Origin of the sequence: Pseudomonas sp. Leaf434, assembly GCF_001425545.1 — a bacterium.
GTDB classification, from domain to species: domain Bacteria; phylum Pseudomonadota; class Gammaproteobacteria; order Pseudomonadales; family Pseudomonadaceae; genus Aquipseudomonas; species Aquipseudomonas siliginis.
Genome location: NZ_LMQZ01000012.1, coordinates 213,289 through 234,572 on the forward strand (window position 1 = coordinate 213,289; position 21,284 = coordinate 234,572).

General features: G+C 60.8%; 18 protein-coding genes. 12 read left to right on the forward strand and 6 right to left on the reverse strand.

What is annotated here, in order from left to right; translation table 11 throughout:
• The first annotated feature begins 67 nt into the window (after positions 1 to 67).
• The 10 genes from ASG55_RS24475 to ASG55_RS24520 all read left to right on the forward strand — a co-directional run bounded on the left by ASG55_RS24475 (position 68) and on the right by ASG55_RS24520 (position 11,427).
• A complete protein-coding gene (locus tag ASG55_RS24475) occupies positions 68 to 394 on the forward strand; it encodes a DOPA 4,5-dioxygenase family protein (RefSeq protein WP_056791177.1) in 327 nt (108 codons plus the stop codon).
• A 404-nt stretch (positions 395 to 798) separates the two neighbouring features.
• Positions 799 to 2,106: a CitMHS family transporter gene (locus ASG55_RS24480; protein WP_056791180.1), complete on the forward strand. Its 1,308-nt coding sequence runs from the start codon at positions 799 to 801 to the stop codon at positions 2,104 to 2,106.
• 85 nt (positions 2,107 to 2,191) lie between these two features.
• Positions 2,192 to 2,959: a TerC family protein gene (locus ASG55_RS24485; RefSeq protein ID WP_056791183.1), complete on the forward strand. Its 768-nt coding sequence runs from the start codon at positions 2,192 to 2,194 to the stop codon at positions 2,957 to 2,959.
• A gap of 432 nt (positions 2,960 to 3,391) precedes the next feature.
• Positions 3,392 to 5,050, forward strand: coding sequence for a Na/Pi cotransporter family protein (locus tag ASG55_RS24490; RefSeq protein ID WP_056791186.1), 1,659 nt, complete (start codon positions 3,392 to 3,394; stop codon positions 5,048 to 5,050).
• Positions 5,051 to 5,226: 176 nt separating this feature from the next.
• Entirely contained in the window at positions 5,227 to 6,621 is a 1,395-nt protein-coding gene (locus ASG55_RS24495) for a M16 family metallopeptidase (RefSeq protein WP_056791189.1), read from the forward strand.
• 211 nt (positions 6,622 to 6,832) lie between these two features.
• Positions 6,833 to 7,861: a DUF5924 family protein gene (locus ASG55_RS24500; protein WP_056791192.1), complete on the forward strand. Its 1,029-nt coding sequence runs from the start codon at positions 6,833 to 6,835 to the stop codon at positions 7,859 to 7,861.
• A gap of 54 nt (positions 7,862 to 7,915) precedes the next feature.
• Positions 7,916 to 9,064: an ABC transporter permease gene (locus ASG55_RS24505; RefSeq protein WP_056791195.1), complete on the forward strand. Its 1,149-nt coding sequence runs from the start codon at positions 7,916 to 7,918 to the stop codon at positions 9,062 to 9,064.
• The gene (locus tag ASG55_RS24510; protein ID WP_056791199.1) at positions 9,061 to 9,864 is read left to right on the forward strand and encodes an ABC transporter ATP-binding protein; all 804 of its coding nucleotides are present in this window, start codon (positions 9,061 to 9,063) and stop codon (positions 9,862 to 9,864) included. Before ASG55_RS24505 ends, ASG55_RS24510 begins: the two co-directional genes overlap by 4 nt.
• Before the next feature lies 1 nt (position 9,865).
• A complete protein-coding gene (locus tag ASG55_RS24515; protein ID WP_016772359.1) occupies positions 9,866 to 10,804 on the forward strand; it encodes an MlaD family protein in 939 nt (312 codons plus the stop codon).
• Positions 10,801 to 11,427 carry an ABC-type transport auxiliary lipoprotein family protein gene (locus tag ASG55_RS24520; protein ID WP_056791202.1) on the forward strand — a complete coding sequence of 209 codons (627 nt, stop codon included), beginning with the start codon at positions 10,801 to 10,803 and terminating at the stop codon, positions 11,425 to 11,427. Before ASG55_RS24515 ends, ASG55_RS24520 begins: the two co-directional genes overlap by 4 nt.
• 115 nt (positions 11,428 to 11,542) lie before the next feature.
• Here the strand turns inward: ASG55_RS24520 and ASG55_RS24525 are convergent, their stop codons facing one another.
• The 5 genes from ASG55_RS24525 to ASG55_RS24540 all read right to left on the reverse strand — a co-directional run bounded on the left by ASG55_RS24525 (position 11,543) and on the right by ASG55_RS24540 (position 16,027).
• Positions 11,543 to 12,772: a nucleoside recognition domain-containing protein gene (locus ASG55_RS24525; protein ID WP_041476489.1), complete on the reverse strand. Its 1,230-nt coding sequence runs from the start codon at positions 12,770 to 12,772 to the stop codon at positions 11,543 to 11,545.
• Between the two features lie 216 nt (positions 12,773 to 12,988).
• On the reverse strand, positions 12,989 to 14,320 hold the full coding sequence (gene gltP / locus ASG55_RS24530; RefSeq protein WP_039757150.1) for a glutamate/aspartate:proton symporter GltP: 1,332 nt from the start codon (positions 14,318 to 14,320) through the stop codon (positions 12,989 to 12,991).
• Positions 14,321 to 15,036: 716 nt separating this feature from the next.
• Positions 15,037 to 15,501, reverse strand: a complete 465-nt coding sequence (locus ASG55_RS24535) for an inhibitor of vertebrate lysozyme family protein (RefSeq protein WP_016772356.1) — start codon at positions 15,499 to 15,501, stop codon at positions 15,037 to 15,039.
• Between the two features lie 2 nt (positions 15,502 to 15,503).
• Positions 15,504 to 15,668: a DUF1328 domain-containing protein gene (locus ASG55_RS26630; protein ID WP_003177151.1), complete on the reverse strand. Its 165-nt coding sequence runs from the start codon at positions 15,666 to 15,668 to the stop codon at positions 15,504 to 15,506.
• Positions 15,669 to 15,742: 74 nt separating this feature from the next.
• On the reverse strand, positions 15,743 to 16,027 hold the full coding sequence (locus ASG55_RS24540; RefSeq protein WP_024014979.1) for a hypothetical protein: 285 nt from the start codon (positions 16,025 to 16,027) through the stop codon (positions 15,743 to 15,745).
• 428 nt (positions 16,028 to 16,455) lie between these two features.
• Between ASG55_RS24540 and algB the strand changes: the two genes are divergently transcribed.
• On the forward strand, positions 16,456 to 17,802 hold the full coding sequence (gene algB / locus ASG55_RS24545; protein ID WP_024014980.1) for a sigma-54-dependent response regulator transcription factor AlgB: 1,347 nt from the start codon (positions 16,456 to 16,458) through the stop codon (positions 17,800 to 17,802).
• 10 nt (positions 17,803 to 17,812) lie between these two features.
• Positions 17,813 to 19,603, forward strand: a complete 1,791-nt coding sequence (locus tag ASG55_RS24550) for an ATP-binding protein (RefSeq protein ID WP_056791205.1) — start codon at positions 17,813 to 17,815, stop codon at positions 19,601 to 19,603.
• Here the strand turns inward: ASG55_RS24550 and ASG55_RS24555 are convergent.
• Positions 19,600 to 21,213, reverse strand: coding sequence for an EAL domain-containing protein (locus ASG55_RS24555; RefSeq protein WP_041476486.1), 1,614 nt, complete (start codon positions 21,211 to 21,213; stop codon positions 19,600 to 19,602). The two genes, ASG55_RS24550 and ASG55_RS24555, sit on opposite strands and share 4 nt — an antisense overlap.
• Positions 21,214 to 21,284 lie beyond the last annotated feature (71 nt).

Consider the following 21,284-nt stretch of genomic DNA (forward strand, 5'->3'; position numbering starts at 1 on the left):
TAGTTGTCCTATATGACCTGTGACGGTGGAAACAGCCAAGGGTTCGAACCGATTGAGAGGCGAAACGATGCAAGGGATCAAGGGCTATCACGCCCATGTCTATTTCGACGCGCAAACCATCGACCAGGCGCGGGCCTTGTGCGAACAGGCCGCGCAGTTGTTTGCGCTGAAAATGGGCCGCGTGCACGAACGCCCGGTGGGGCCGCACCCCGACTGGAGCTGCCAACTGGCTTTCGGTCCCGAGCTGATCGGCGAGGTGCTGCCGTGGCTGGCGCTTAACCGCAAGGGGTTGGTGGTGTTCCTGCATCCGGACACTGGCGATGACCTGCTCGACCACACCGAACACGCGATCTGGATGGGCGCGGTGCGGCCGCTGGATCTGTCGATTTTTTAACCAAGTGCTTGGACTGAACTGATAACGAATATGTCCAGGCTGCCAGCCAGCGTTGTTCTATCCGTTCACTCGTATCGCTTCTCGTCCCGTACTCATTGGCTGTCGCTGCATCCGACCGCCGGTTGACCATTCATTCATCGCTTTCTGTCGCGAAAGGTAGCTGAAAGCTTCCCCGATTAGGATCGCCCCACTCCCGGCAACAGACCGGTTGGCCCAAGCCCTGTGTTTTTTCCACAGGCCCGGCCCAATTAACAACAACAATGGTGATTCTGATGTCTTCTGCAACCCGCCGTTTCTCCCGCTTCCTGCTGGTCACTCCGCCCGTACGCCTCGCGCCTCCCGTTTTGCGCTGATCCCGCCCGATCCGCTCATTCAACTAGCCGCGCTACGCCTGGAGTATTCCCATGCTGACTTTCCTTGGCTTCGCCATGGTCATCACGTTCATGTTCCTGATCATGACCAAGCGCCTGTCCGCGCTGATCGCCCTGATCATCATCCCGATCCTGTTCGCCCTGTTCGGTGGTTTCGCGCCGAAGATCGGCCCGATGATGCTTGAAGGCATCACCAAACTGGCGCCGACCGGCGTGATGTTGATGTTCGCCATTCTGTATTTCGCCCTGATGATCGACTCCGGTCTGTTCGACCCGGCCGTGCGCAAGATCCTCAAACTGGTCAAGGGCGACCCGTTGAAAGTTTCGGTCGGTACCGCCGTTCTGGCGCTCGTCGTTTCCCTCGATGGTGACGGCGCGACCACTTACATGATCTGCGTGGCTGCGATGCTGCCGCTGTACAGCCGCATCGGCATGAGCCCGCGAATCATGGCCGGTCTGATCATCCTCGCCGGTGGCGTGATGAACATGACCCCGTGGGGCGGCCCGACCGCCCGCGCGGCGAGTGCCCTGCATGTCGATCCGTCGGACATTTTCGTACCGATGATCCCGGCCATGGCCGCCGGTGTCTTGGCGATCCTGGTGATTGCCTACTTCTACGGCAAGCGTGAACGTGCCCGCCTCGGCGAGCTGCACCTGGTTGGCGATGAGATCGATCACAGTGAAATCAGCGTCTCGCAATTCCCCGACGCACGCCGTCCGAAGCTGATCTGGTTCAATGCCGCACTGACTTTCGGCCTGATGTGCACGCTGATCGGCGGCCTGTTGCCGCTGCCGGTGCTGTTCATGGTGGCGTTCAGTATTGCGATGATCGTCAACTACCCATGCCTGCAAATGCAGAAGGATCGCGTCGCCGCGCATTCCGGCAGCGTGCTGGCAGTGGTCGGGCTGATCTTTGCGGCCGGTATCTTCACCGGTATCCTGTCGGGCACCGGCATGGTCGATGCGATGTCGAAGAGCCTGTTGGCGGTGATTCCGGAATTCCTCGGCCCGTACCTGGCGGTGATTACGGCGCTGGTGAGCATGCCGTTCACCTTCTTCATGTCCAACGATGCGTTCTATTACGGTGTATTGCCGGTGCTGACCGAAGCGGCCAGCCACTATGGGATCACTGCGGTGGAAATGGCCCGTGCCTCGATCGTCGGCCAGCCCGTCCACTTGCTGAGCCCGTTGGTGCCGTCGACCTATCTGTTGGTGGCGCTGGCCGGCATCGATTTCGGTGATCACCAGCGTTTCACCCTGAAATGGGCGATCCTGGTGTGTATCTGCATTCTGATTGCTGCACTGCTGTTGGGGACTTTCCCGCTGTTCAGCACTCTATAAGCCCAAGACTCACCGTTACGGGTCCCGGCTTCGCGGTTTGAAGCCCGGACCTGTTTCGGTTTAACACTCGCTCAAAGGAATACACATGGATTGGCTGACCAACCCCGAAATCTGGGTTGCCTTTTTTACCCTGACCGCCCTGGAAATCGTCCTCGGTATCGATAACATCATCATGATTTCGATCCTGGTCAGCCGCATGCCGAAACACATGCAGCAGCGCACGCGGATCTTCGGTCTTGGCCTGGCCATGGTCACCCGGATCCTGTTGCTGCTGTCGATTACCTGGGTCATGCGCCTCACTGCCGACCTGTTCGAAGTGTTCGGCCAGGGCATTTCCGGCCGCGACCTGATCCTGTTCTTCGGTGGCCTGTTCCTGTTGTGGAAGAGTTCGCAGGAGATGTACCACGCGCTGGAAGGTGAAGATGAAAGCGACGACGCGCCATCGGGCAAGGGCGGCAACTTCCTCTACACCATCATCCAGATCGCGATCATCGATATCGTCTTCTCGCTGGACTCGGTGATCACTGCCGTCGGCATGGTCTCCCACGTTCCGGTCATGGTCGCGGCGATCGTCGTGGCGGTGCTGGTGATGATGCTGGCGTCGGGCAAAATCAGCGAATTCATCGACAAGCACCCGTCGCTGAAAATGCTCGCGCTGTCGTTCCTGCTGGTGGTCGGTACCGTGCTGATCGCCGAATCGTTCGACGTGCACGTGCCAAAAGGCTACGTCTACTTCGCCATGGCGTTCTCGCTGGCGGTTGAGGCTATCAACATCAAACTGCGCGGCGCGATGGCCCGGAAAAAGAAACAGCAGGATCCGGTGAAACTGCGCAAGGATGTTCCGGGCCAATAATCCGGTAGTCCCGGCAGCACGCTACACCCCTGTGGGAGCGAGCCTGCTCGCGAAGACGGAGTGCCAGTCGACAACAATGTTGGCTGGCCCACCGCTTTCGCGAGCAGGCTCGCTCCCACATTTGTTTGTGCAGCATTCAGGCACCGCGGACCCTGTGGGAGCTGGCTTGCCAGCGATAGCGGAATGTCAGGCGACATCAATGTTGGTTGTGCCGACGCCATCGCTGGCAAGCCAGCTCCCACAGGGGCGGCGTTGATTTAAATGGGAGTGTATGAAGCGCTTCTCATGACACTTTTGTTTCAATCCACTCTTTAGCTGTGCAATGCTGGCGCCGAGACCGTTCGCCAACTACAGCTTAAGTATCAAAAACGTAGAAACCGCGCGGTGCCGTTCACTTGCCCCTCTGGGGCGCTGCTACTACAGGGGGTCTGCATGCTCACCCTGCTCAATCTGTTGTCCGCCGTCGCCCTGTTGATCTGGGGCACGCACATCGTCCGAACCGGCATCCTGCGGGTTTATGGCACCAATCTGCGACATGTCATCGGCCAGAACATGTCGAAGAAATGGCTGGCGTTCATCGCCGGTATTCTCGTCACCGCCATGGTGCAGAGCAGCAACGCCACGGCGATGCTGGTCACTTCGTTTGTCGGCCAGGGCCTGATGGCGCTGACCCCGGCGCTGGCGACCATGCTGGGCGCCGATGTCGGTACCGCGTTGATGGCGCGGGTGCTGACCCTCGATCTGTCGTGGCTGTCGCCGCTGCTGATTTTCCTCGGGGTGATTTTCTTTCTGTCGCGCAAACAGACGCGGCTCGGGCAGATGGGCCGGGTGTCGATCGGGCTGGGGCTGATCATTCTCGCCCTGCAATTGATCGTCGAGGCCGCTGCGCCGATCACTCATGCGCAGGGGGTGAAGGTGATTTTCGCCTCGCTGACCGGCGACATCCTCCTCGACGCCCTGGTTGGCGCCCTGTTCGCGATGATTTCCTACTCCAGCCTCGCCGCCGTGCTGCTCACCGCTACATTGGCCGGTGCTGCGGTGATCAGCTTGCCGGTGGCGATCGGTCTGGTGATCGGCGCCAATATCGGCAGCGGCATTCTTGCCTTCATGAGCACCAGCATGCAGAACGCCGCCGGCCGCCAGGTTGCGCTGGGCAGTCTGCTGTACAAACTGATCGGCCTGCTGCTGATCATCCCGGTACTCGACCCGCTGGTGCACTGGATCGACAGCCTCGATTTCAGCCCGCAGGAAATGGTCATCGGCTTCCACCTGCTCTACAACACCGCGCGCTGCCTGATCCTGCTGCCCAGCGTCGGGCCGATGGCGCGGCTTTGTGCGTGGCTGCTGCCCGAGCGGCCGGAGGTCAACGGCGCCGCCAAACCACGCCATCTCGACCCGACCGCGCTGGTCACGCCGAGCCTGGCGCTGGCCAATGCCGCGCGGGAAACCCTGCGCATGGGTGATCTGCTCGACAACATGCTCGACGCCTCCCTCGATGTGTTGCGCGGCAAGCAGACCGCCGTCACCCAGGAGATGCGCCGACTGACCGACGACATCGAAGCGCTGTACAGCGCGATCAAGCTGTATCTGGCGCAGATGCCCCGCGAGGATCTCGGCGAGCACGACAGTCGGCGCTGGGCCGAGATCATCGAACTGGCGATCAACCTGAAACTCGCCGCCGACCTGATCGAGCGCATGCTGCGCAAGATCCAGCAGCAGAAGACTTCGCAGCGTCGTTCGTTTTCCGAAGAAGGCCTGGAAGATCTTGCCGGGCTGCAACAGCAACTGATCGCCAACCTGCGCCTGGGCCTGTCGGTGTTTCTCAGCGGCGACCGCGAAAGCGCGCGGCAGTTGTTACGGGAGAAACGCCGCTTTCGTGCGCAGGAACGGCGTCTGGCCCATGCGCATGTCAGCCGTTTGCAACGCAAGATCGTTCAGAGCCTGGAGACCAGCTCGCTGCATCTGGAGTTGATCGCCGACATGAAACGGCTCAATTCTTTGTTCTGCAGCAGCGCCTATGTGGTGCTGGAAACGGCGGACACCGGCGCGCTGGCGGTGGATGACATGGCCGACATTACGCATTCGCCTTGAACGTCTGGGGCTGGGGCCAGTCAGTTACAGTGGTTCAGCCTTGAGACCGTCATCGCTGGCAAGCCAGCTCCCACAGGGTTTTGTAAGCGCCGCAGATCCTTGTGGGAGCTGGCTTGCCAGCGATGGGGCCCTGACTGACGACACGGATCTCCAAATCAGCCGTATGGAAGCCTGTTATGCGTTGCCTGTTGTTTGCCTGTCTGTTGCTCGGTTCCCTGCCCGCTTTTGCCCTGGATCGGTTTCAGGTCGAAGGCTATGCGCTGCCCAATGGTTTACAGCTGATGCTCAAGCCCGGCACCGAGCGTGGGCATGTGGCGATCCGGCTGGTGGTCGGCGTCGGCCTGGATGATTTCGACTGCGACGAGAAAGAGCTGCCGCATTTGCTCGAACACCTGCTGTTCAGCGGTATCGACGCCACTGGCGAAGGTGGTCTGGAAGAACGCATGCAGGCGCTGGGCGGTGACTGGAATGCGTTCACCAGCAACGCCGACACCACGTTCGTCATCGAGGCCCCGGCGAAAAACCAGCGCAAGGTGCTCGACCTGCTGCTCGCGCTGCTGACCCAGACACGCATCGACGACAACGCAATCAACGCGGCGAAACGGGTGGTCGAGCGTGAGGACGGCGGGCATTACACCAGGCTGCAACGTTTCCTCGACCGTCAGGACCTCGGTCATACCGCGAGCAATCAACTGGCTGTCGAGCTGGGACTGAAATGCCCGCAGCGTGCCGAAGTCGGCCATCTGACCCAAGAGCAATTGGAGAAGGTGCGCAAGGCCTGGTACGCGCCGAACAACATGACCCTGATCGTCGTCGGCGAACTCGACAAACTGCTGCCGGCCTATCTCGAGCGTACCTGGGGCGAGCTGGAGCCGGTCGAGCCCACCGAACACCGCGCGCTGCCGGACATCCGCACCAGCGCCGCCCATGAGCGCACCCTCACCCGTGGCTTCATTGGCGACAGCGCCAAACTGCACTGGCTGGTGCCGGAACCGGTGCTCGACGATCAGTACGATCAGACGTTCGACATTCTCAAGGATTACCTCGACTGGGCACTGTACCGGCAGATTCGTCTCAACCATGGCTTGTCGTACGGGCCCTGGGCCGAGCGTGAAGTGTTCGGCGGTGTCGGCTTCATGAGCCTCAACGCGGACCTGGATCGCGATGACGTCGACGAAGCCATCCAGGTACTCGATGACCTCAAAGCCGACCTGCTGAAAAACGGCCTCGACCCGAGCACTTTCGCCCGCATCAAACAAGCCGCCATTGCTCACCAGGCCTGGGCCGTGCAGGGCAACAGCGCGCTGGCGGACTATTACTGGAGCGCGCTGGCCGACTATCAGGATGGCCGCTTTGCCAATCCCGCGCGCGAGCTGCAAGGGGTGACGCTGGAAGCGGCGAACAAGGCGATGCGCGAGCTGTTGCTGCAGCCGGGGTATATCCGGATCGAGAAGCCTTTGATCAGTGATGATCAGGTGTTGTGGCTGGCTGCAGGTGGGGTGGGTCTGGTACTGCTGATGTTGATCGGCTGGCGTGTGTATCGTCGCCACAAAATTGCTGGAAGCCATTGATCCTGTGGTGAGTGAGCACTTGTGGCGAGGGGATTTATCCCCGATGGGCTGCGCAGCAGCCCCAATAAGGGCTGCTCGGTATATCCAGACAAAATTCGCTCGCAGGATCTACGACGGCTGCGCCGCCGATCGGGGATAAATCCCCTCGCCACAGGGGGCATGCGGCGTTAACCTTTCCGGGATTTTCCCCATAACGTCGTGAACCGCCAAAATGCCAAAACTGACCCTCCTTATCCAGCGCCTTCTCGAGCTGATGAAGCGCTACCCCGGGTTGATCGCAGCGGGTGGTTTCATTTCCGGGGTCGGCAGTTTCATCCTCGTCGATCGGCAACAGGGGCTGGCCAGCTGGATCACGGTGATCATGCTGCTCAGCTGGATCTGGCTGATGCTGGAAAACACCCTGACCGGGCTGTTCACGCGGATCTTCAAGCGCGAGATTCCCCAGCCGCTGCTGCGTTATGCGACGCAGATGATCCATCAGGAAAGCCTGTTTTTCGTCCTGCCGTTCTTCTTCATCACCACCACGTGGAACAGCGGCCAGTTTGTCTTTACGGGGCTGCTCAGCGTTGCTGCAATGATCTCTATCGTCGATCCGCTGTACTACAAATGGCTGGCGCCACGGCGCTGGGCGTTTCTCGCGCTGCACACCCTGACCCTGTTCGCCGCACTGCTCACTGCGTTGCCGGTGATCATGCACCTGACCACCGCGCAGAGTTTCAAATGGGCGCTGGGAATTGCCGTGCTGCTGTCGTTCCCGAGCCTGGCGTCAATCTTCCCGATCCGCACGGTGCGCAATGCCCTGGCGATTCTGTTCATTACCTTCGGCATCGGCGGCGTCGGTTGGGCGCTGCGTTCGTGGGTGCCGCCGGCAACGCTGTGGATGACCGACGTAGCGATCAGCACGCAGTTGCAGGATCGCACCCCCGGCGCCAGCCTCGACACCGTCAGTGCCGAGCAGATCCGCAGCGGCGGGCTCTACGCCTACACTGCGATCAACGCGCCGCGCGGTCTCGACGAGCGGATTTATCACGTGTGGACTTTCAACGGCAAAGAGGTCGACCGCATCGCCCTCGACATCCATGGCGGGCGCAAGGAAGGCTACCGGGCGTGGACGCACAAACAGAACTTCCCCGGCAACCCGGCGGGCAAGTGGCAGGTGCGGGTGCTGACCGAGGATGGCCAGTTGATTGGCGTGCTGCGTTTCGCAATTACCGACAGCACACCGGCCAAAGAAAAGTAATCCGGTTCGTGCTATTACGTAGGATCTCGTAACGGCCGTACAAGCACGGAGCTTATGACCAGCAGCCCAACCCCCGGCAGTGCCCACCTGGACACCGCGCTCAGCCCTGCCCGTCTGCGGGTCAGCGGCGACTGGACGCTCGCCCACTACACCGCGCTCAAGCATCTGAGCGAAAAGCTCCGCGGCCAGTACGACGTCAACACTTCCATCGATCTGAACGGCCTCGGAGCCCTCGACACCGCCGGCGCCTCGTTGCTGGTCGAGCTGCTCGGTTCCGAGCGCTTGGGCAAAACCGCCGAACACCCCGATTGCACCCTTTCGACGGCTGATCGCGCCTTGCTGCAAACCGTGTATTGCTCGCTGAGCGATTTCTGCGTGCCGATCAAGGAACCGGAAATCAGCGTCAGCGTGCAACTGCTGACGCGCATCGGCCGCGCAGTGGATACGGTGTGGAAAGACACGATGCAGCTGCTCGGCTTCGTCGGCCTGATTCTCGAAGTCATCGCCCGTGGTCTGTTGCGGCCCAAGCGCTGGCGGATCACGCCGATGATCGCGCACATCGAGCAGACCGGCCTCGACGCTGCGCCGATCGTGGCCTTGCTGACGTTTCTGGTCGGTGCGGTGGTGGCGTTTCTTGGCGCCACGGTACTGGCCAGTTTCGGCGCGACGATTTTCACCGTGGACCTGGTCGGCTTCTCGTTCCTGCGCGAATTCGGCGTGTTGCTCACGGCGATCCTGATGGCCGGGCGCACCGCCAGTGCTTTTACCGCACAGATCGGCTCGATGAAGGCCAACGAAGAAATCGACGCGATCCGCACCCTCGGCCTCGACCCGATCGAGTTGCTGGTGGTGCCGCGTGTGCTGGCGCTGCTGGTGGCGCTGCCGATGCTGACGTTTCTGGCGATGCTCTCGGGGATCGTCGGCGGCGGTGTGGTCTGTGCGGTGTCGCTGGACATTTCGCCGGCAATGTTCCTTTCGCTGCTGCAATCGGACATCGGCATTCAGCATTTTCTGGTCGGGCTGGTGAAGGCGCCGATCTTCGCCTTCCTGATCGCGGCAATTGGTTGCCTGGAAGGTTTCAAGGTCAGCGGCAGCGCCGAATCGGTCGGCGCGCACACCACCTCCAGCGTGGTGCAGTCGATTTTTGTGGTGATCGTGCTTGATGCGGTGGCTGCGCTGTTTTTCATGGAGATGGGCTGGTGAGTCGTCTACCCCGCGCGCCCTCGGAGGCGGTGATCGAAGTCCGTGGCCTGTGCAATCGCTTCGGCCCGCAGAGCGTGCACGAGAACCTTGATCTGGACGTGTACAAGGGCGAGATCCTCGCCGTGGTTGGCGGTTCCGGTACCGGCAAATCGGTGCTGCTGCGCAGCATTGTCGGGCTGAATCGGCCCAGCGAAGGCATGGTCAAAGTCTTCGGCCAGAACCTGCCGAACCTGGCCGAGCATGAACGCTCGCTGATCGAACGCCGCTTCGGTGTGCTGTTCCAGAAAGGCGCGCTGTTCTCGTCGCTGACCGTGACCGAGAACGTCGCCCTGCCCCTGATCGAACACGCCGGCCTCAGCCGTCACGACGCCGAGCATCTGGCGGCGGTGAAACTGGCGCTGGCCGGGCTGCCGTTGTCGGCGGCGGATAAATACCCGGCGTCGCTGTCCGGCGGCATGATCAAGCGCGCGGCACTGGCGCGGGCCCTGGCGCTGGATCCGGACATTCTGTTTCTCGACGAACCCACCGCCGGCCTTGATCCGATTGGCGCGGCGCAGTTCGATCAATTGATCCTGACCCTGCGTGATGCGTTGGGGCTGAGCGTGTTTCTGGTGACCCACGACCTCGACACGCTGTACACCATCACCGATCGCGTGGCGGTGCTGGCGCAGAAGAAAGTGCTGGTTGCCGGCCCTATCGACGTCGTCTCGGAAACCGCCGACGCGTGGATTCACGAATACTTCCACGGCCCGCGCGGCCGCTCGGCGCTGGACGCCGCCAAACTGCTCAACGAGGTCTGATATGGAAACCCGAGCCCATCATGTGTTGATCGGCCTGTTCACGGTGATCGTCGTGGCCGGCGCCCTGCTCTTCGGCCTGTTTCTGGCAAAGTCCAGCGTCGACACCGAATTCAAGGATTACGAAGTGGTGTTCAACGAGGCGGTCAGCGGTCTGTCCAAGGGCAGCTCGGTGCAGTACAGCGGCATCAAGGTCGGAGACGTGGTCAGCCTGCGCCTCGACCCGCAGGACCCGCGTCGGGTGCTGGCGCGGATTCGTCTGGCGGGCGACACGCCGGTCAAGGAAGACACCCAGGCCAAACTGGCACTGACCGGCATTACTGGCACGTCGATCATCCAGCTGAGCGGTGGTACGCCAGAGAGCCCGAAATTGCGCGGGCATGACGGCAAGCTGCCAACGCTGGTCGCCTCGCCCTCGCCTATTTCGCGTCTGCTCAACGACAGCAGCGACTTGATGACCGGCATCAGCGCCCTGCTGCAAAACGCCAACCACATGTTCTCCGCGGAAAACGTCGAGCGCGTGAGCAAGACCCTCGCCCATCTGGAACAGACCACCGGCACCATCAATGACCAGCGCGGCGACATCAAGCAAGCCATGCAGCAACTGGCAACAGTCGGCAAACAGGCCGGCAGCATGCTCGAGCAGACCTCGCTGCTGATGCGCAACGCCAACGGCCTGCTCAACGATCAGGGCAAACAGGCCCTTGGCAGCGCCGAGCAGGCGATGAAGTCGCTGGAGCAAAGCAGCGTGACCATCAACGGCTTGCTCAGCAAAAACCAGAACTCGCTGGATAACGGCATGCAGGGCCTCAACGGCCTGGCCCCGGCGATTCGCGAACTGCGCGAGACGCTGACCTCGCTGCGCGCGATTTCCCAGCGCCTTGAGGCCAATCCCAGCGGCTACCTGCTGGGCAGCGACAAGAACAAGGAATTCACCCCATGAAACTGACTCGAATCGCCCTGCTCGGCGCTGGCCTGACCCTGATCGGCGCGTGCTCGATCTTGCCCAAGTCGGAACCTTCGGATGTTTACCGCCTGCCCGCTGCACCGGCGCCCGCCTCGGCCAGCCCGGCGACGGCGCAGTCGTGGTCGCTGCGCTTGAATAAATTGCAGGCCAGCGAAGCACTGAACCGGCCGAGCATTGCCGTGATTCCGCAGGGCGATGTGATCAGCTCCTACAAGGGCTCGCGCTGGAGTGATCCGGCGCCGGTGCTGCTGCGCAATCGCCTGCTCGATGGATTCCAGCGTGACGGCAGAGTGACGTTGCTGAGCACCGACGACAGCAACTTCCAGGCGGATCTGGAACTGGGCGGTAGTTTGCAGGCGTTTCAGACCGAATATCAGGGCACCCAGGCCGGCGTTGTGGTGCGGGTTGATGCGTTGCTGGTGCGTGGTTACGACCAGCGCATCCTCGCCAGCCGCCGTTTTGAAGAGCGCCAGTCGTTGAATGATGTGCAGGTGCCAGCGGTGGTCGCCGGGTTTGGCCAGGCCAGTGATCGCCTTACGGCCAAGGTTGTGGCCTGGGCCGTGGAGCAAGGCCAGAAACTGGCCCCCCAAAGGCCTTAAGCCCAACACAATCCCTGTGAGAGCGGGCTTGCCCGCGATGGCGGTGTGTCAGCTACCAGATATTTCGGATGTGCTTCCCTCATCGCTGGCAAGCCAGCTCCCACAGGGTTCTTTATCAACCAAAGAACCAGTAGCAGACCCCGATAGCGCCCACCACACCAGCAAACTCCGCCAGCAACGCACACCCCACCGCATGCCGTGCGCGCTGAATCCCCACCGCGCCGAAGTACACCGCCAGCACATAGAACGTGGTTTCGGTACTGCCCTGCACCGTCGCCGCGACCAGCGCCGGGAAGCTGTCGACGCCGGAAGTCTGCATGGTCTCGATGAGCATCGCCCGCGCGGCGCTGCCGGAGAACGGTTTGACCATCGCCGTCGGCAGCGCATCGACGAAGCGCGTGTCCCAGCCGGCCCACTCGACCAGATGACGAATACCGTCCAGGCCGAAATCCAGCGCACCAGAGGCGCGCAACACGCCAACCGCACAGAGCATCGCCACCAGATACGGCAAGAGGTTCTTCGCCACATCGAAGCCCTCTTTCGCGCCTTCGACGAACGCCTCGTACACCTTGACCTTGCGCAGCGCGCCGATCAGCAAGAACAGCATGATCAAGCCGAACAGCGTGAGATTGCCGAGGATCGACGACAATCCCGCCAGTGCTGTCGCAGAAAGCGTACCAAGCAGGGCCATGAAGCCGCCGAGGATCAGCGCGCCGGGCACCAGATAGGCGAGCACCACCGGGTCCCAGATGCGCAGGCGTTGCATGAAGGCAACGGAGAGGAAGCCGACGATGGTCGAGCAACTGGTCGCCAGCAGAATCGGCAGGAACACCAGCGTCGGATCCGGCGCGCCTTGCTGGGCGCGGTACATGAAGATGGTCACGGGCAGCAGGGTCAGCGACGAGGCATTGAGCACCAGAAACAGGATCTGCGCATTACTGGCGATGGTGGCGCTGGGGTTCAGCTCCTGCAGCGCTTTCATGGCCTTGAGGCCGATCGGCGTGGCGGCGTTGTCCAGGCCCAGACCGTTGGCGGCGAAGTTCAGCGTGATCAGGCCAAGGGCAGGGTGGCCGGCCGGGACTTCCGGCATCAGCCGCAGAAACAGCGGGCCGAGGACCTTGGCCAGCCACTCGACGATCCCGGCCTTTTCGGCGATGCGCAGAAAGCCCAGCCACAGGGTAAGGGTGCCGAACAGCAGCACCATGACTTCGACCGACAGCTTGGCCATGGCGAAAATGCTTTCCACCATCGCCGCAAAGATCCCGGCGTTGCCGCCGATCAGCCACTGCGCCAGCGCCGACACGGCTGCCACGATGAAGAAGCCAAGCCACAGGCCATTAAGCATCAGTCAAATCCCCCGAAGAATGCGGCGAATGATAGCGGGGTCACCAGAAACGACAAACCCCGGATTTCTCCAGGGTTCGTATGGATCTGCCGCCCCCCGATTTACTGGGTGGCCTCAATCTACTGTAGGAGCTGCCGAAGGCTGCGATCTTTTGATTTTGTTTTTTAAAAGCAAGATCAAAAGATCGCAGCCTGCGGCAGCTCCTACAGGGGGGTGTCAGTTCTTGGAAATCTCGCCAGCCGGCAGTTTTTCCTTGCTGCGCCAGTGCGGCAGGGAATTCCAGTAACGCTCGCCCTTGGCGTCGTCGTACATGCCTTCCCAGCGCGCGATAACCAGCACTGCCAAGGCATTACCGATCACGTTCAGTGCAGTACGCGCCATGTCCATGATGCGATCGACACCAGCGATGAACGCCAGGCCTTCGAGCGGGATGCCAACGCTGCCCAGAGTGGCCAGCAGCACCACGAAGGACACGCCCGGTACGCCGGCGATGCCTTTGGAGGTGACCATCAGCGTCAACACCAGCAGCAGTTGCTGGCTGATCGACAGGTCAATGCCGTACAGCTGGGCAATGAAGATCGCCGCGATCGACTGGTACAGGGTCGAGCCGTCGAGGTTGAACGAGTAACCGGTCGGTACCACGAAGCTGCAGATGGCTTTCGGCGCGCCGTAGGCTTCCATCTTCTCGATGACACGTGGCAGCACGGTTTCCGAGGAAGCGGTGGAGTAGGCCAGCACCAGCTCATCCTTGAAGATGCGCATCAGCTTGAGCACCGAGAAGCCGAACAGCTTGGCGATCAGGCCCAGCACGACGAAGGCGAAGAAGGCGATGGCGACGTAAACCAGAATCACCAGTTTTGCCAGCGGCAACAGCGAAGCGAAGCCGAAATTGGCGACGGTCACCGCGATCAGTGCGAATACGCCAATCGGAGCGTAGTTCATGATCATGTGGGTGACTTTGAACATGCTTTCCGAAACGCCCTGGAACATCTTTACCAGCGGCTCGCGCAGGTCCGACTGCAGGCTCGACAGGCCGAGACCGAACAGTACGGAGAAGAAGATGATCGGCAGCATTTCGCCGCGAGCCATGGCCGCGAAGATGTTCGACGGGATCAGGTTGAGGATGGTTTCGATGAACGCATGTTCATGCTGCACTTCGGCGGCGGTCGCCTGGTACTTGGAGATATCCACCGTGCCCAGGGTGCTCATGTCGATGCCGGTGCCCGGATGGAACACGTTGGCCAGCACCAGGCCGACGACGATGGCGATGGTGGTGACGATCTCGAAATAGATGATCGTCTTCAGGCCGATACGCCCGAGCTTCTTGGCGTCGCCCACGCCAGCGATGCCGACGATCAGCGAGGAAATGACGATCGGGATCACGATCATCTTGATCAGACGGATAAAGATATCGCCTGCCGGTTGCAGGACGTTGCTGATCCACCAGGCCTTCTCGGCGCTGAAGTGATTGAGCAACGCACCCAGTGCAATCCCCAGAACCAGACCGATGAGGATCTGCCAGGCGAGGCTGATTTTTGCCTTCTTCATTATCTTTACCCTTACTTGCGTTTGACTCAGGCACATGCAGGAACTGGAACGCTCATCAGCGGAAAAGTCTGTGCATCTGCCTCCGTATAAGGTGCCCCGAAGCGCGTGTTTACGGCTCTTCGGCAGGCGAAAAAAGGCGCAACTATTCCGATGCAAGGTGGCGCCGTCTAATGCCGTAAACGCCTACCCTATGCCGAATCGGCATGAGTTTTTTCAATTGAAACTGGCGTCCCAAGCGGTTCGATTGTGACATTTCAGCCGGCATAAGTGCCGTGAACCGGCCATTACAGCTTAGGGCGGTCAAATTTTGTACAGCGGGAATTGGCGGAAATTTCCAGAAAAACTCCAAATCGAAAGACTAGGAGTCACACGAATCGAGCGCGATCTTTGTCGATATACGGTCGTCAGGAAACACCGCGAAATGTTTTTCCGCACAGTGTCGACGATTCTAAGAAGGGGATTGGCGCGCTGGATCAATGGTTTAGCTGATTCAAAGCCCAGCGCAGATTCGTCAGACCATCGGGTCGACGAACCTGCGGCGCAGCTTTTACCCTGACCCGGCCCTTGCGCAGGTACTCCCTGTACCCGTAGGTCACTCCGACCCTGCATCAGTCAGAACGTCCCGGCCCCCTGGTCATGCACCGACCCTCATCGGGCGGCGCAATGGAAAGCAGCGGGGCGCTGCTTTCGTGTTCGAAACCTTTGCGCGTTCTGCGTCAGTACCACTTCGGATCTTTCTTCAGGGTTTCCATCAGCAGATCCTGCATGCCCTGATCAGGTTTGCCGAAGAAGCGATAAGTCGCGTGTCGCGTCGGCGACTTGTCTTGCGGCAGACCTTCCGGCACATCGACCAGCATGGCGTAGGCGTCATCCTTGTCGAAGCTGAAGGCCACGATCAACCGGTGATTCAGGCACTTGTCCTGACTCTCGCAGAGCGGGCCGACCAGATACTGATCACCATCTTCCGTAACGGCGTGCATCTGTTGCTCGGAAGTGCCGGACAGGTTGATCACCCATTCCGGTACGCGCTCTTCCTTTTTGATCACGCCTTCCCAGGTTTCACGGTACTGCGCGTCGGAGGCGAGCAGTTCGTTGACCCGGGTCTGGCCGTCATTGGCCGCCATGGCCATGGCACTGCCGCCCAGAAGCAGGGCGGCGGCCAATGTCTTGAGACCGATCATCGTTAACCTCGGCCGCGACGGCCAAAGAAGAAGGAAGCGATGAACATCACCAGGAACACGACAAAGAGAATCTTGGCGATACCCGTGGCGGTGCCCGCGATACCACCGAAGCCCAGAACGGCGGCGATGATGGCAATGATCAAGAATGTAATTGCCCAGCTCAACATGGTGATTCTCCTTACTTCTCTATTTAGGGGTGTTTCCGGTTTCCGGCGCTACGCGCCCGAATGTATTCACTGACTTAGAAAACCCAGCGCTCTTCCCGTGGCAATTGATCCAGCGGTTGCGCCTGGTCGACATCGATCATGTGCATCGAAGCGTTTTCAGCCTGGCTGCTGCTCACGGCACTGAAGTGCGTCTGAGTGCTGTGCTGCATCGAAATCAATGGCTCGGGTTTACGGCTGTTTTCCCAGCTCATGTACTGCTGGCAGACGATCAGGGTGATCAGCAACGCCAGTACACCGAACAGACCTTGCTGGATCTGCAGTGGCGAAATACGTACTTGGGCGGCGATTGGGCGAGTCATCCTGTGTTCCTCACGCTTGTTCTGTTGGGGCAGTGCTGTTCTGCCCGGGCTGAGTGAAGTATTGCAGCCTGCATGCCAGTTTTTTGATGTCAGAAATTATCAATAAAAACAATAAGTTACGTACTCTTCGGAAATTTCCTGCGACGCATCCTGCACGATGGCTCTTCTGCGGTCGTGCGCAATGCACGATTATTTCGTGGGAAATTTCGATGATATGGAATTGCTACCGGTACGCAGATGTCAGAAGAGGACGCAGGATCTGCCCTGCAAAACGCCGAATGTTTTAAAACTCAACGAAATCAATGAATTGGCCGTTATGGCAGTAGAGAGCTACCCTCCTATGGCTGGTATCGTTCAGAATCAACCATGCAACTTGCCCGATTTTTCCGGGACTAACCCAAGACTAATCACTATGGAGCGTAGGAAAAATGGAATCTGCCACTGAGCAACAAGGCCGCATTCTGCTGGTGGACGATGAATCCGCCATCCTGCGTACGTTTCGTTATTGCCTCGAAGACGAAGGCTATACGGTAGCCACCGCCAATAGCGCGGCCCAAGCCGATGCTTTGCTGCAACGTCAGGTCTTCGACCTGTGCTTCCTCGATTTGCGTCTGGGCGAGGACAACGGTCTCGACGTTCTTGCACAGATGCGCATTCAGGCGCCGTGGATGCGCGTAGTGATCGTCACTGCCCATTCGGCGGTCGACACCGCTGTTGATGCCATCCAGGCTGGCGCCGCCGATTATCTGGTCAAGCCGTGCAGCCCTGATCAACTGCGCTTGGCCACCGCCAAGCAACTGGAAGTGCGCCAGCTCTCCGCGCGCCTTGAAGCGCTGGAAGGCGAGATCCGCAAACCGAAAGACGGTCTTGATTCCCACAGCCCGGCGATGAAAGTCGTGCTGGAAACGGCCCGTCAGGTCGCAAGCACCGACGCTAACATTCTTATCCTTGGCGAGTCCGGCACGGGTAAAGGTGAACTGGCCCGTGCGATCCACGGCTGGAGCAAGCGCGAGAAGAAGTCCTGCGTCACCATCAACTGCCCGTCGCTGACTGCCGAGTTGATGGAAAGCGAGCTGTTCGGCCATAGTCGTGGCGCGTTTACCGGTGCCAGTGAAAGCACCTTGGGGCGTGTTAATCAGGCTGATGGCGGCACGCTGTTTCTCGACGAGATCGGCGACTTTCCTCTGACGTTGCAACCAAAATTGCTGCGCTTCATCCAGGACAAGGAATACGAGCGGGTCGGCGATCCGGTCACTCGCCGCGCCGATGTGCGCATCCTCGCCGCCACCAACCTCAACCTCGAAGACATGGTCCGCGACGGACGTTTCCGCGAAGACCTGCTCTATCGTCTCAACGTCATCACCCTGCATCTGCCGCCATTGCGCGAGCGCGCCGAAGACATCCTGACCCTTGCCGATCGCTTCCTCGCACGTTTCGTCAAAGAGTACGCGCGTCCGGCGCGGGGCTTCAGCGACGAGGCCCGCGAAGCACTGCTCGGTTATCGCTGGCCGGGCAACATTCGCGAACTGCGCAACGTGGTCGAGCGAGCGAGCATCATCTGCCCGCAGGAACGCGTGGAAATCAGCCACCTGGGCATGGCCGAACAACCGGCCAACAACGCGCCACGGGTCGGCGCGGCGCTGAGCCTGGACGAGCTGGAGAAAGCGCACATCGGCGCGGTTCTGGCCACCGCCGGCACTCTGGATCAAGCGGCGAAAACCCTCGGCATCGACGCCTCGACCCTGTATCGCAAACGCAAGCAGTACAACCTGTGAGCACTGCGCGATGAAACTGGCGATCAAGCTGCGCACGCGCCTGTTCCTGAGCATTTCTGCGTTGATCACCGTGGCCTTGCTCGGGCTCTTGCTCGGGCTGGTCAGCGTGATGCAGATGGCCGGGTCGCAGGAAGCGCTGGTGCGCAGCAACTTTGTCACTCTGGATCTGGGCCTCAAGCTGCGCCAGACCCTCGGTGATCAATTGATCATCATGCTCGCCGAGAAGCCCGACCCCGTCGCGTTCGAAGCGTCCAAGCAGCACTACTTCGAGTTGCTCGACCAAGGCATCGCCCAGCAGCAGGAGGGCGATGGCCAGCCTTACGGTTTCCGCCAGGCCAAGGCCGATTACCTGAACTTCCTCGCCTCATTCGACGTCACCGCCGAAGCGGCAAAGAACGCCAGCACCAGCGCGGATTTCCGCGAGCGCTTCAATATCCTGCGTAATGGGTTGATTGCTGAGCACAAGCACGCGCTGGACAGTATCAATGAGGTGCAGCACGCCGCTCGCGAACGCGCCCTGCTGATAGCCGGGCTGCTTGGCCTGGTCGGGCTGGCAGTGCTGATCATCGGTTTTGTCACGGCGCAGGGCATTGCTCGGCGCTTCGGCGCACCGATCGAAGCGCTGGCCAAGGCTGCCGACAACATCGGCCAGGGCAACTATGACGTGACTCTGCCGATTTCCACGGCCATGGAAGTCAACCTGCTGTCGCGGCGCTTCGGCCTGATGGCCGAGGCGTTGCGCGAACACCAGGCGATGAATGTCGACGAACTGTTGGCCGGCCAGCAGCGCTTGCAAGCGGTGCTCGATAGTATCGACGACGGTTTGTTGATGATTGATCGCCAGGGCCAGCTCGAGCACCTCAACCCTGTTGCTCAGCGCCAGTTGGGCTGGGAAGACGATCGACTGGGCCAAGGCTTGGGCACCGCGCTCGGCCGCCCGGAACTGGATGCGCAACTGCAATTGGTCCTGCGCGGCGGCACGCTGGAGCGGGCGCCGGAAGATCTGAGCATCGAAGTCGATGGCGAATCGCGCCTGCTGACTTACAGCCTGACGCCGGTCAGTCATACCCAAGGACATATTCTCGGTGCGGTGATGGTGCTGCACGACGTCACCGAGCAACGCGCGTTCGAGCGCGTGCGCAGTGAGTTTGTCTTGCGCGCTTCCCATGAGCTGCGCACGCCGGTCACCGGCATGCACATGGCTTTCGGGCTGTTTCGCGAGCGGGCCAAGTTCCCGGCGGAATCGCGCGAAGCTGACCTGCTGGATACGGTCAACGAAGAAATGCAGCGGCTGATGCAATTGATCAACGACTTGCTGAATTTCTCGCGCTACCAGAACGGTCTACAGAAACTCACCCTGGCGCCATGTTCCATTGAGGACCTGCTGGAGCAGGCGCAACTGCGCTTTGCCGACGTGGCTGCGGCCAAAGGTGTTGCGCTGAACGTCGAGATTCAAGGCCCGCTGCCGAGGTTGCAGGCTGATCAGGCGCAACTCGATCGAGTCCTCGACAACCTGATCGACAACGCCTTGCGCCACACCGCCCGCGACGGCCAGATCCGTCTGCAGGCGCGCCGCCATGGCGAGCGGGTGATCATCAGCGTCGAAGACAATGGCGAAGGCATTGCCTACGGCCAGCAGGGGCGGATTTTCGAGCCGTTCGTGCAGGTCGGGCGCAAGAAGGGCGGCGCCGGGCTCGGCCTGGCGCTGTGCAAGGAAATCGTCCAGTTGCACGGCGGGCGCATGGGCGTCTACTCGCGGCCTGGGCAGGGCACCCAGTTCTACATGGCGCTGGCCGTTTAAGCCTCGTCGTCCATACGCCGCCCGGCCAGGCGTCGACCTCGGGTGATCAGTTCGATGAATTGCACGGCGCTCAAGGCGTGGGCGAACAGCCAGCCCTGACCGAACTTGACCCCCTCACTGCTGAGCAGCGCTGCCTGGGATTCCAGCTCGATGCCTTCGGCAATCACTTTCAGATCCAGCGCCTGCGCCATGTGAATGATGTGCGGAGCGACGCCGCTGCTCGCCGCGTCATGGCCCAGCGCATCGATGAACGCCTTGTCGATCTTCAGGCAGTCCACCGGCAAGGTCTGCAGATAGGCAAGGCTGCAATAGCCGGTGCCGAAATCATCGATCAGCACCTGATGGCCAACGTCACGCAAGGCTTGCAGGTTTTCCCGCGCCACCACTACATCGATCAGACCGCGTTCGGTCACTTCGAAGGCTATCTGCCGCGCGGCGACACGGTGCAGCGCCAGCAGCCGCGCCATGACCTGGCCGATGCGCGGCACCATGACATCGCAGGCCGCGAGGTTCACCGAGATATACAGCTGCGGATTGGCGCGCAGTAACTGGCCCAGTTGTTCGAGCAGACGCTGCAACACGAAGTCGGTCATCTGCCGGATCTGCCCGGTGTTCTCCGCCATGGGAATGAACAGGTCGGGGCTGGTCAGGGTGCCGTCCGGGCGCCGCCAGCGCAGCAGCGCTTCGGCGCCGACGCAGTTGCGGCTGTCGAGATCGAAGATCGGCTGATACAGCACCTGCAACTCACCCCGGCGGATCGCCCCGTGCAGCTCGGCATCCAGCGACTGGCGCTGACGCACCAGCAGCAAGGTCAGAAAGCCGACAACGGCGCCGGCGATCAGGCACACCGGCAACAGCCACCACCACACAGCCGGAACGTGCATGCCCGTGCGCGGCGTGATCAGCACCAATTGATATTCCGGGTTGTCGGTGGGCATGCGATAGATCAGCCGCGTTTGTGTGACTTGCAGCGCATCACGGCTCTTCGGTGGCCAGGGTTCGGTCGGTGGCCAGGTCTGTGCGGTGCCGAGCACCGGAATCGCGCGAGTGCCGTGATCGAGTACCACCAGCAGGCTGCTGCCGGGCGACAGATCGACCATGTCGGTCAAATGTCCGCGCGAGGTAGCGACACGAAAGTTACCGCGACCGAGCATCAGTGCCGCGCGGTTTTCATCGGGTTCGGTGGTGGTATTCAGCCAATAGCTGTAGGTCGGGCCCTGAATGTCCGGCGCGCGCACCAACGACAGACCTTCCTGGCGCGGACGGTTGGAGCAGAATCGCGAAGCGTCCATATATGCCGCTTCATAGACGAAGCGGTAGTTGAAGGTGACTTGCTGCAGGGTCGCGATCATTTCTTCGTCGCAGCCACGCAAGGGCTGGGCTTCAAGATCGTCGAGACTTTCGCGCAACTGGCCGAACAATTGTTCGAGGCGAGCGAGGAAACGCTCGCCCTGGGCGTTCATTTCCTGGCTCTCGCGCATTTCCATCTGCCGTATCGCCGCGAACATACCGCCGGCGATCAACAGACTGGCGCTGAGGACAGCCGCGATCATCGCCAAAAAAGCAGGGCGATAAAACCAGCTACGCAGCGTCTCTCGGGTCGCAGCCATCAAGGATTTTCCGAAGAATTACCATGAGTTATAGCTGCTGATTGCGATTTCGCCCTGACCGTCGGGCGGGC

What these genes read in the sequence shown, in the direction of transcription:
- ASG55_RS24475 (WP_056791177.1), top strand. Translation starts at nt 68, where the DNA reads ATGCAAGGGATCAAGGGCTATCACGCCCATGTCTATTTCGACGCGCAA.
- ASG55_RS24480 (WP_056791180.1), top strand. Translation starts at nt 799, where the DNA reads ATGCTGACTTTCCTTGGCTTCGCCATGGTCATCACGTTCATGTTCCTG.
- ASG55_RS24485 (WP_056791183.1), top strand. Translation starts at nt 2,192, where the DNA reads ATGGATTGGCTGACCAACCCCGAAATCTGGGTTGCCTTTTTTACCCTG.
- ASG55_RS24490 (WP_056791186.1), top strand. Translation starts at nt 3,392, where the DNA reads ATGCTCACCCTGCTCAATCTGTTGTCCGCCGTCGCCCTGTTGATCTGG.
- ASG55_RS24495 (WP_056791189.1), top strand. Translation starts at nt 5,227, where the DNA reads ATGCGTTGCCTGTTGTTTGCCTGTCTGTTGCTCGGTTCCCTGCCCGCT.
- ASG55_RS24500 (WP_056791192.1), top strand. Translation starts at nt 6,833, where the DNA reads ATGCCAAAACTGACCCTCCTTATCCAGCGCCTTCTCGAGCTGATGAAG.
- ASG55_RS24505 (WP_056791195.1), top strand. Translation starts at nt 7,916, where the DNA reads ATGACCAGCAGCCCAACCCCCGGCAGTGCCCACCTGGACACCGCGCTC.
- ASG55_RS24515 (WP_016772359.1), top strand. Translation starts at nt 9,866, where the DNA reads ATGGAAACCCGAGCCCATCATGTGTTGATCGGCCTGTTCACGGTGATC.
- ASG55_RS24520 (WP_056791202.1), top strand. Translation starts at nt 10,801, where the DNA reads ATGAAACTGACTCGAATCGCCCTGCTCGGCGCTGGCCTGACCCTGATC.
- ASG55_RS24525 (WP_041476489.1), bottom strand. Translation starts at nt 12,772, where the DNA reads ATGCTTAATGGCCTGTGGCTTGGCTTCTTCATCGTGGCAGCCGTGTCG.
- gltP (WP_039757150.1), bottom strand. Translation starts at nt 14,320, where the DNA reads ATGAAGAAGGCAAAAATCAGCCTCGCCTGGCAGATCCTCATCGGTCTG.
- ASG55_RS24535 (WP_016772356.1), bottom strand. Translation starts at nt 15,501, where the DNA reads ATGATCGGTCTCAAGACATTGGCCGCCGCCCTGCTTCTGGGCGGCAGT.
- ASG55_RS26630 (WP_003177151.1), bottom strand. Translation starts at nt 15,668, where the DNA reads ATGTTGAGCTGGGCAATTACATTCTTGATCATTGCCATCATCGCCGCC.
- ASG55_RS24540 (WP_024014979.1), bottom strand. Translation starts at nt 16,027, where the DNA reads ATGACTCGCCCAATCGCCGCCCAAGTACGTATTTCGCCACTGCAGATC.
- algB (WP_024014980.1), top strand. Translation starts at nt 16,456, where the DNA reads ATGGAATCTGCCACTGAGCAACAAGGCCGCATTCTGCTGGTGGACGAT.
- ASG55_RS24550 (WP_056791205.1), top strand. Translation starts at nt 17,813, where the DNA reads ATGAAACTGGCGATCAAGCTGCGCACGCGCCTGTTCCTGAGCATTTCT.
- ASG55_RS24555 (WP_041476486.1), bottom strand. Translation starts at nt 21,213, where the DNA reads ATGGCTGCGACCCGAGAGACGCTGCGTAGCTGGTTTTATCGCCCTGCT.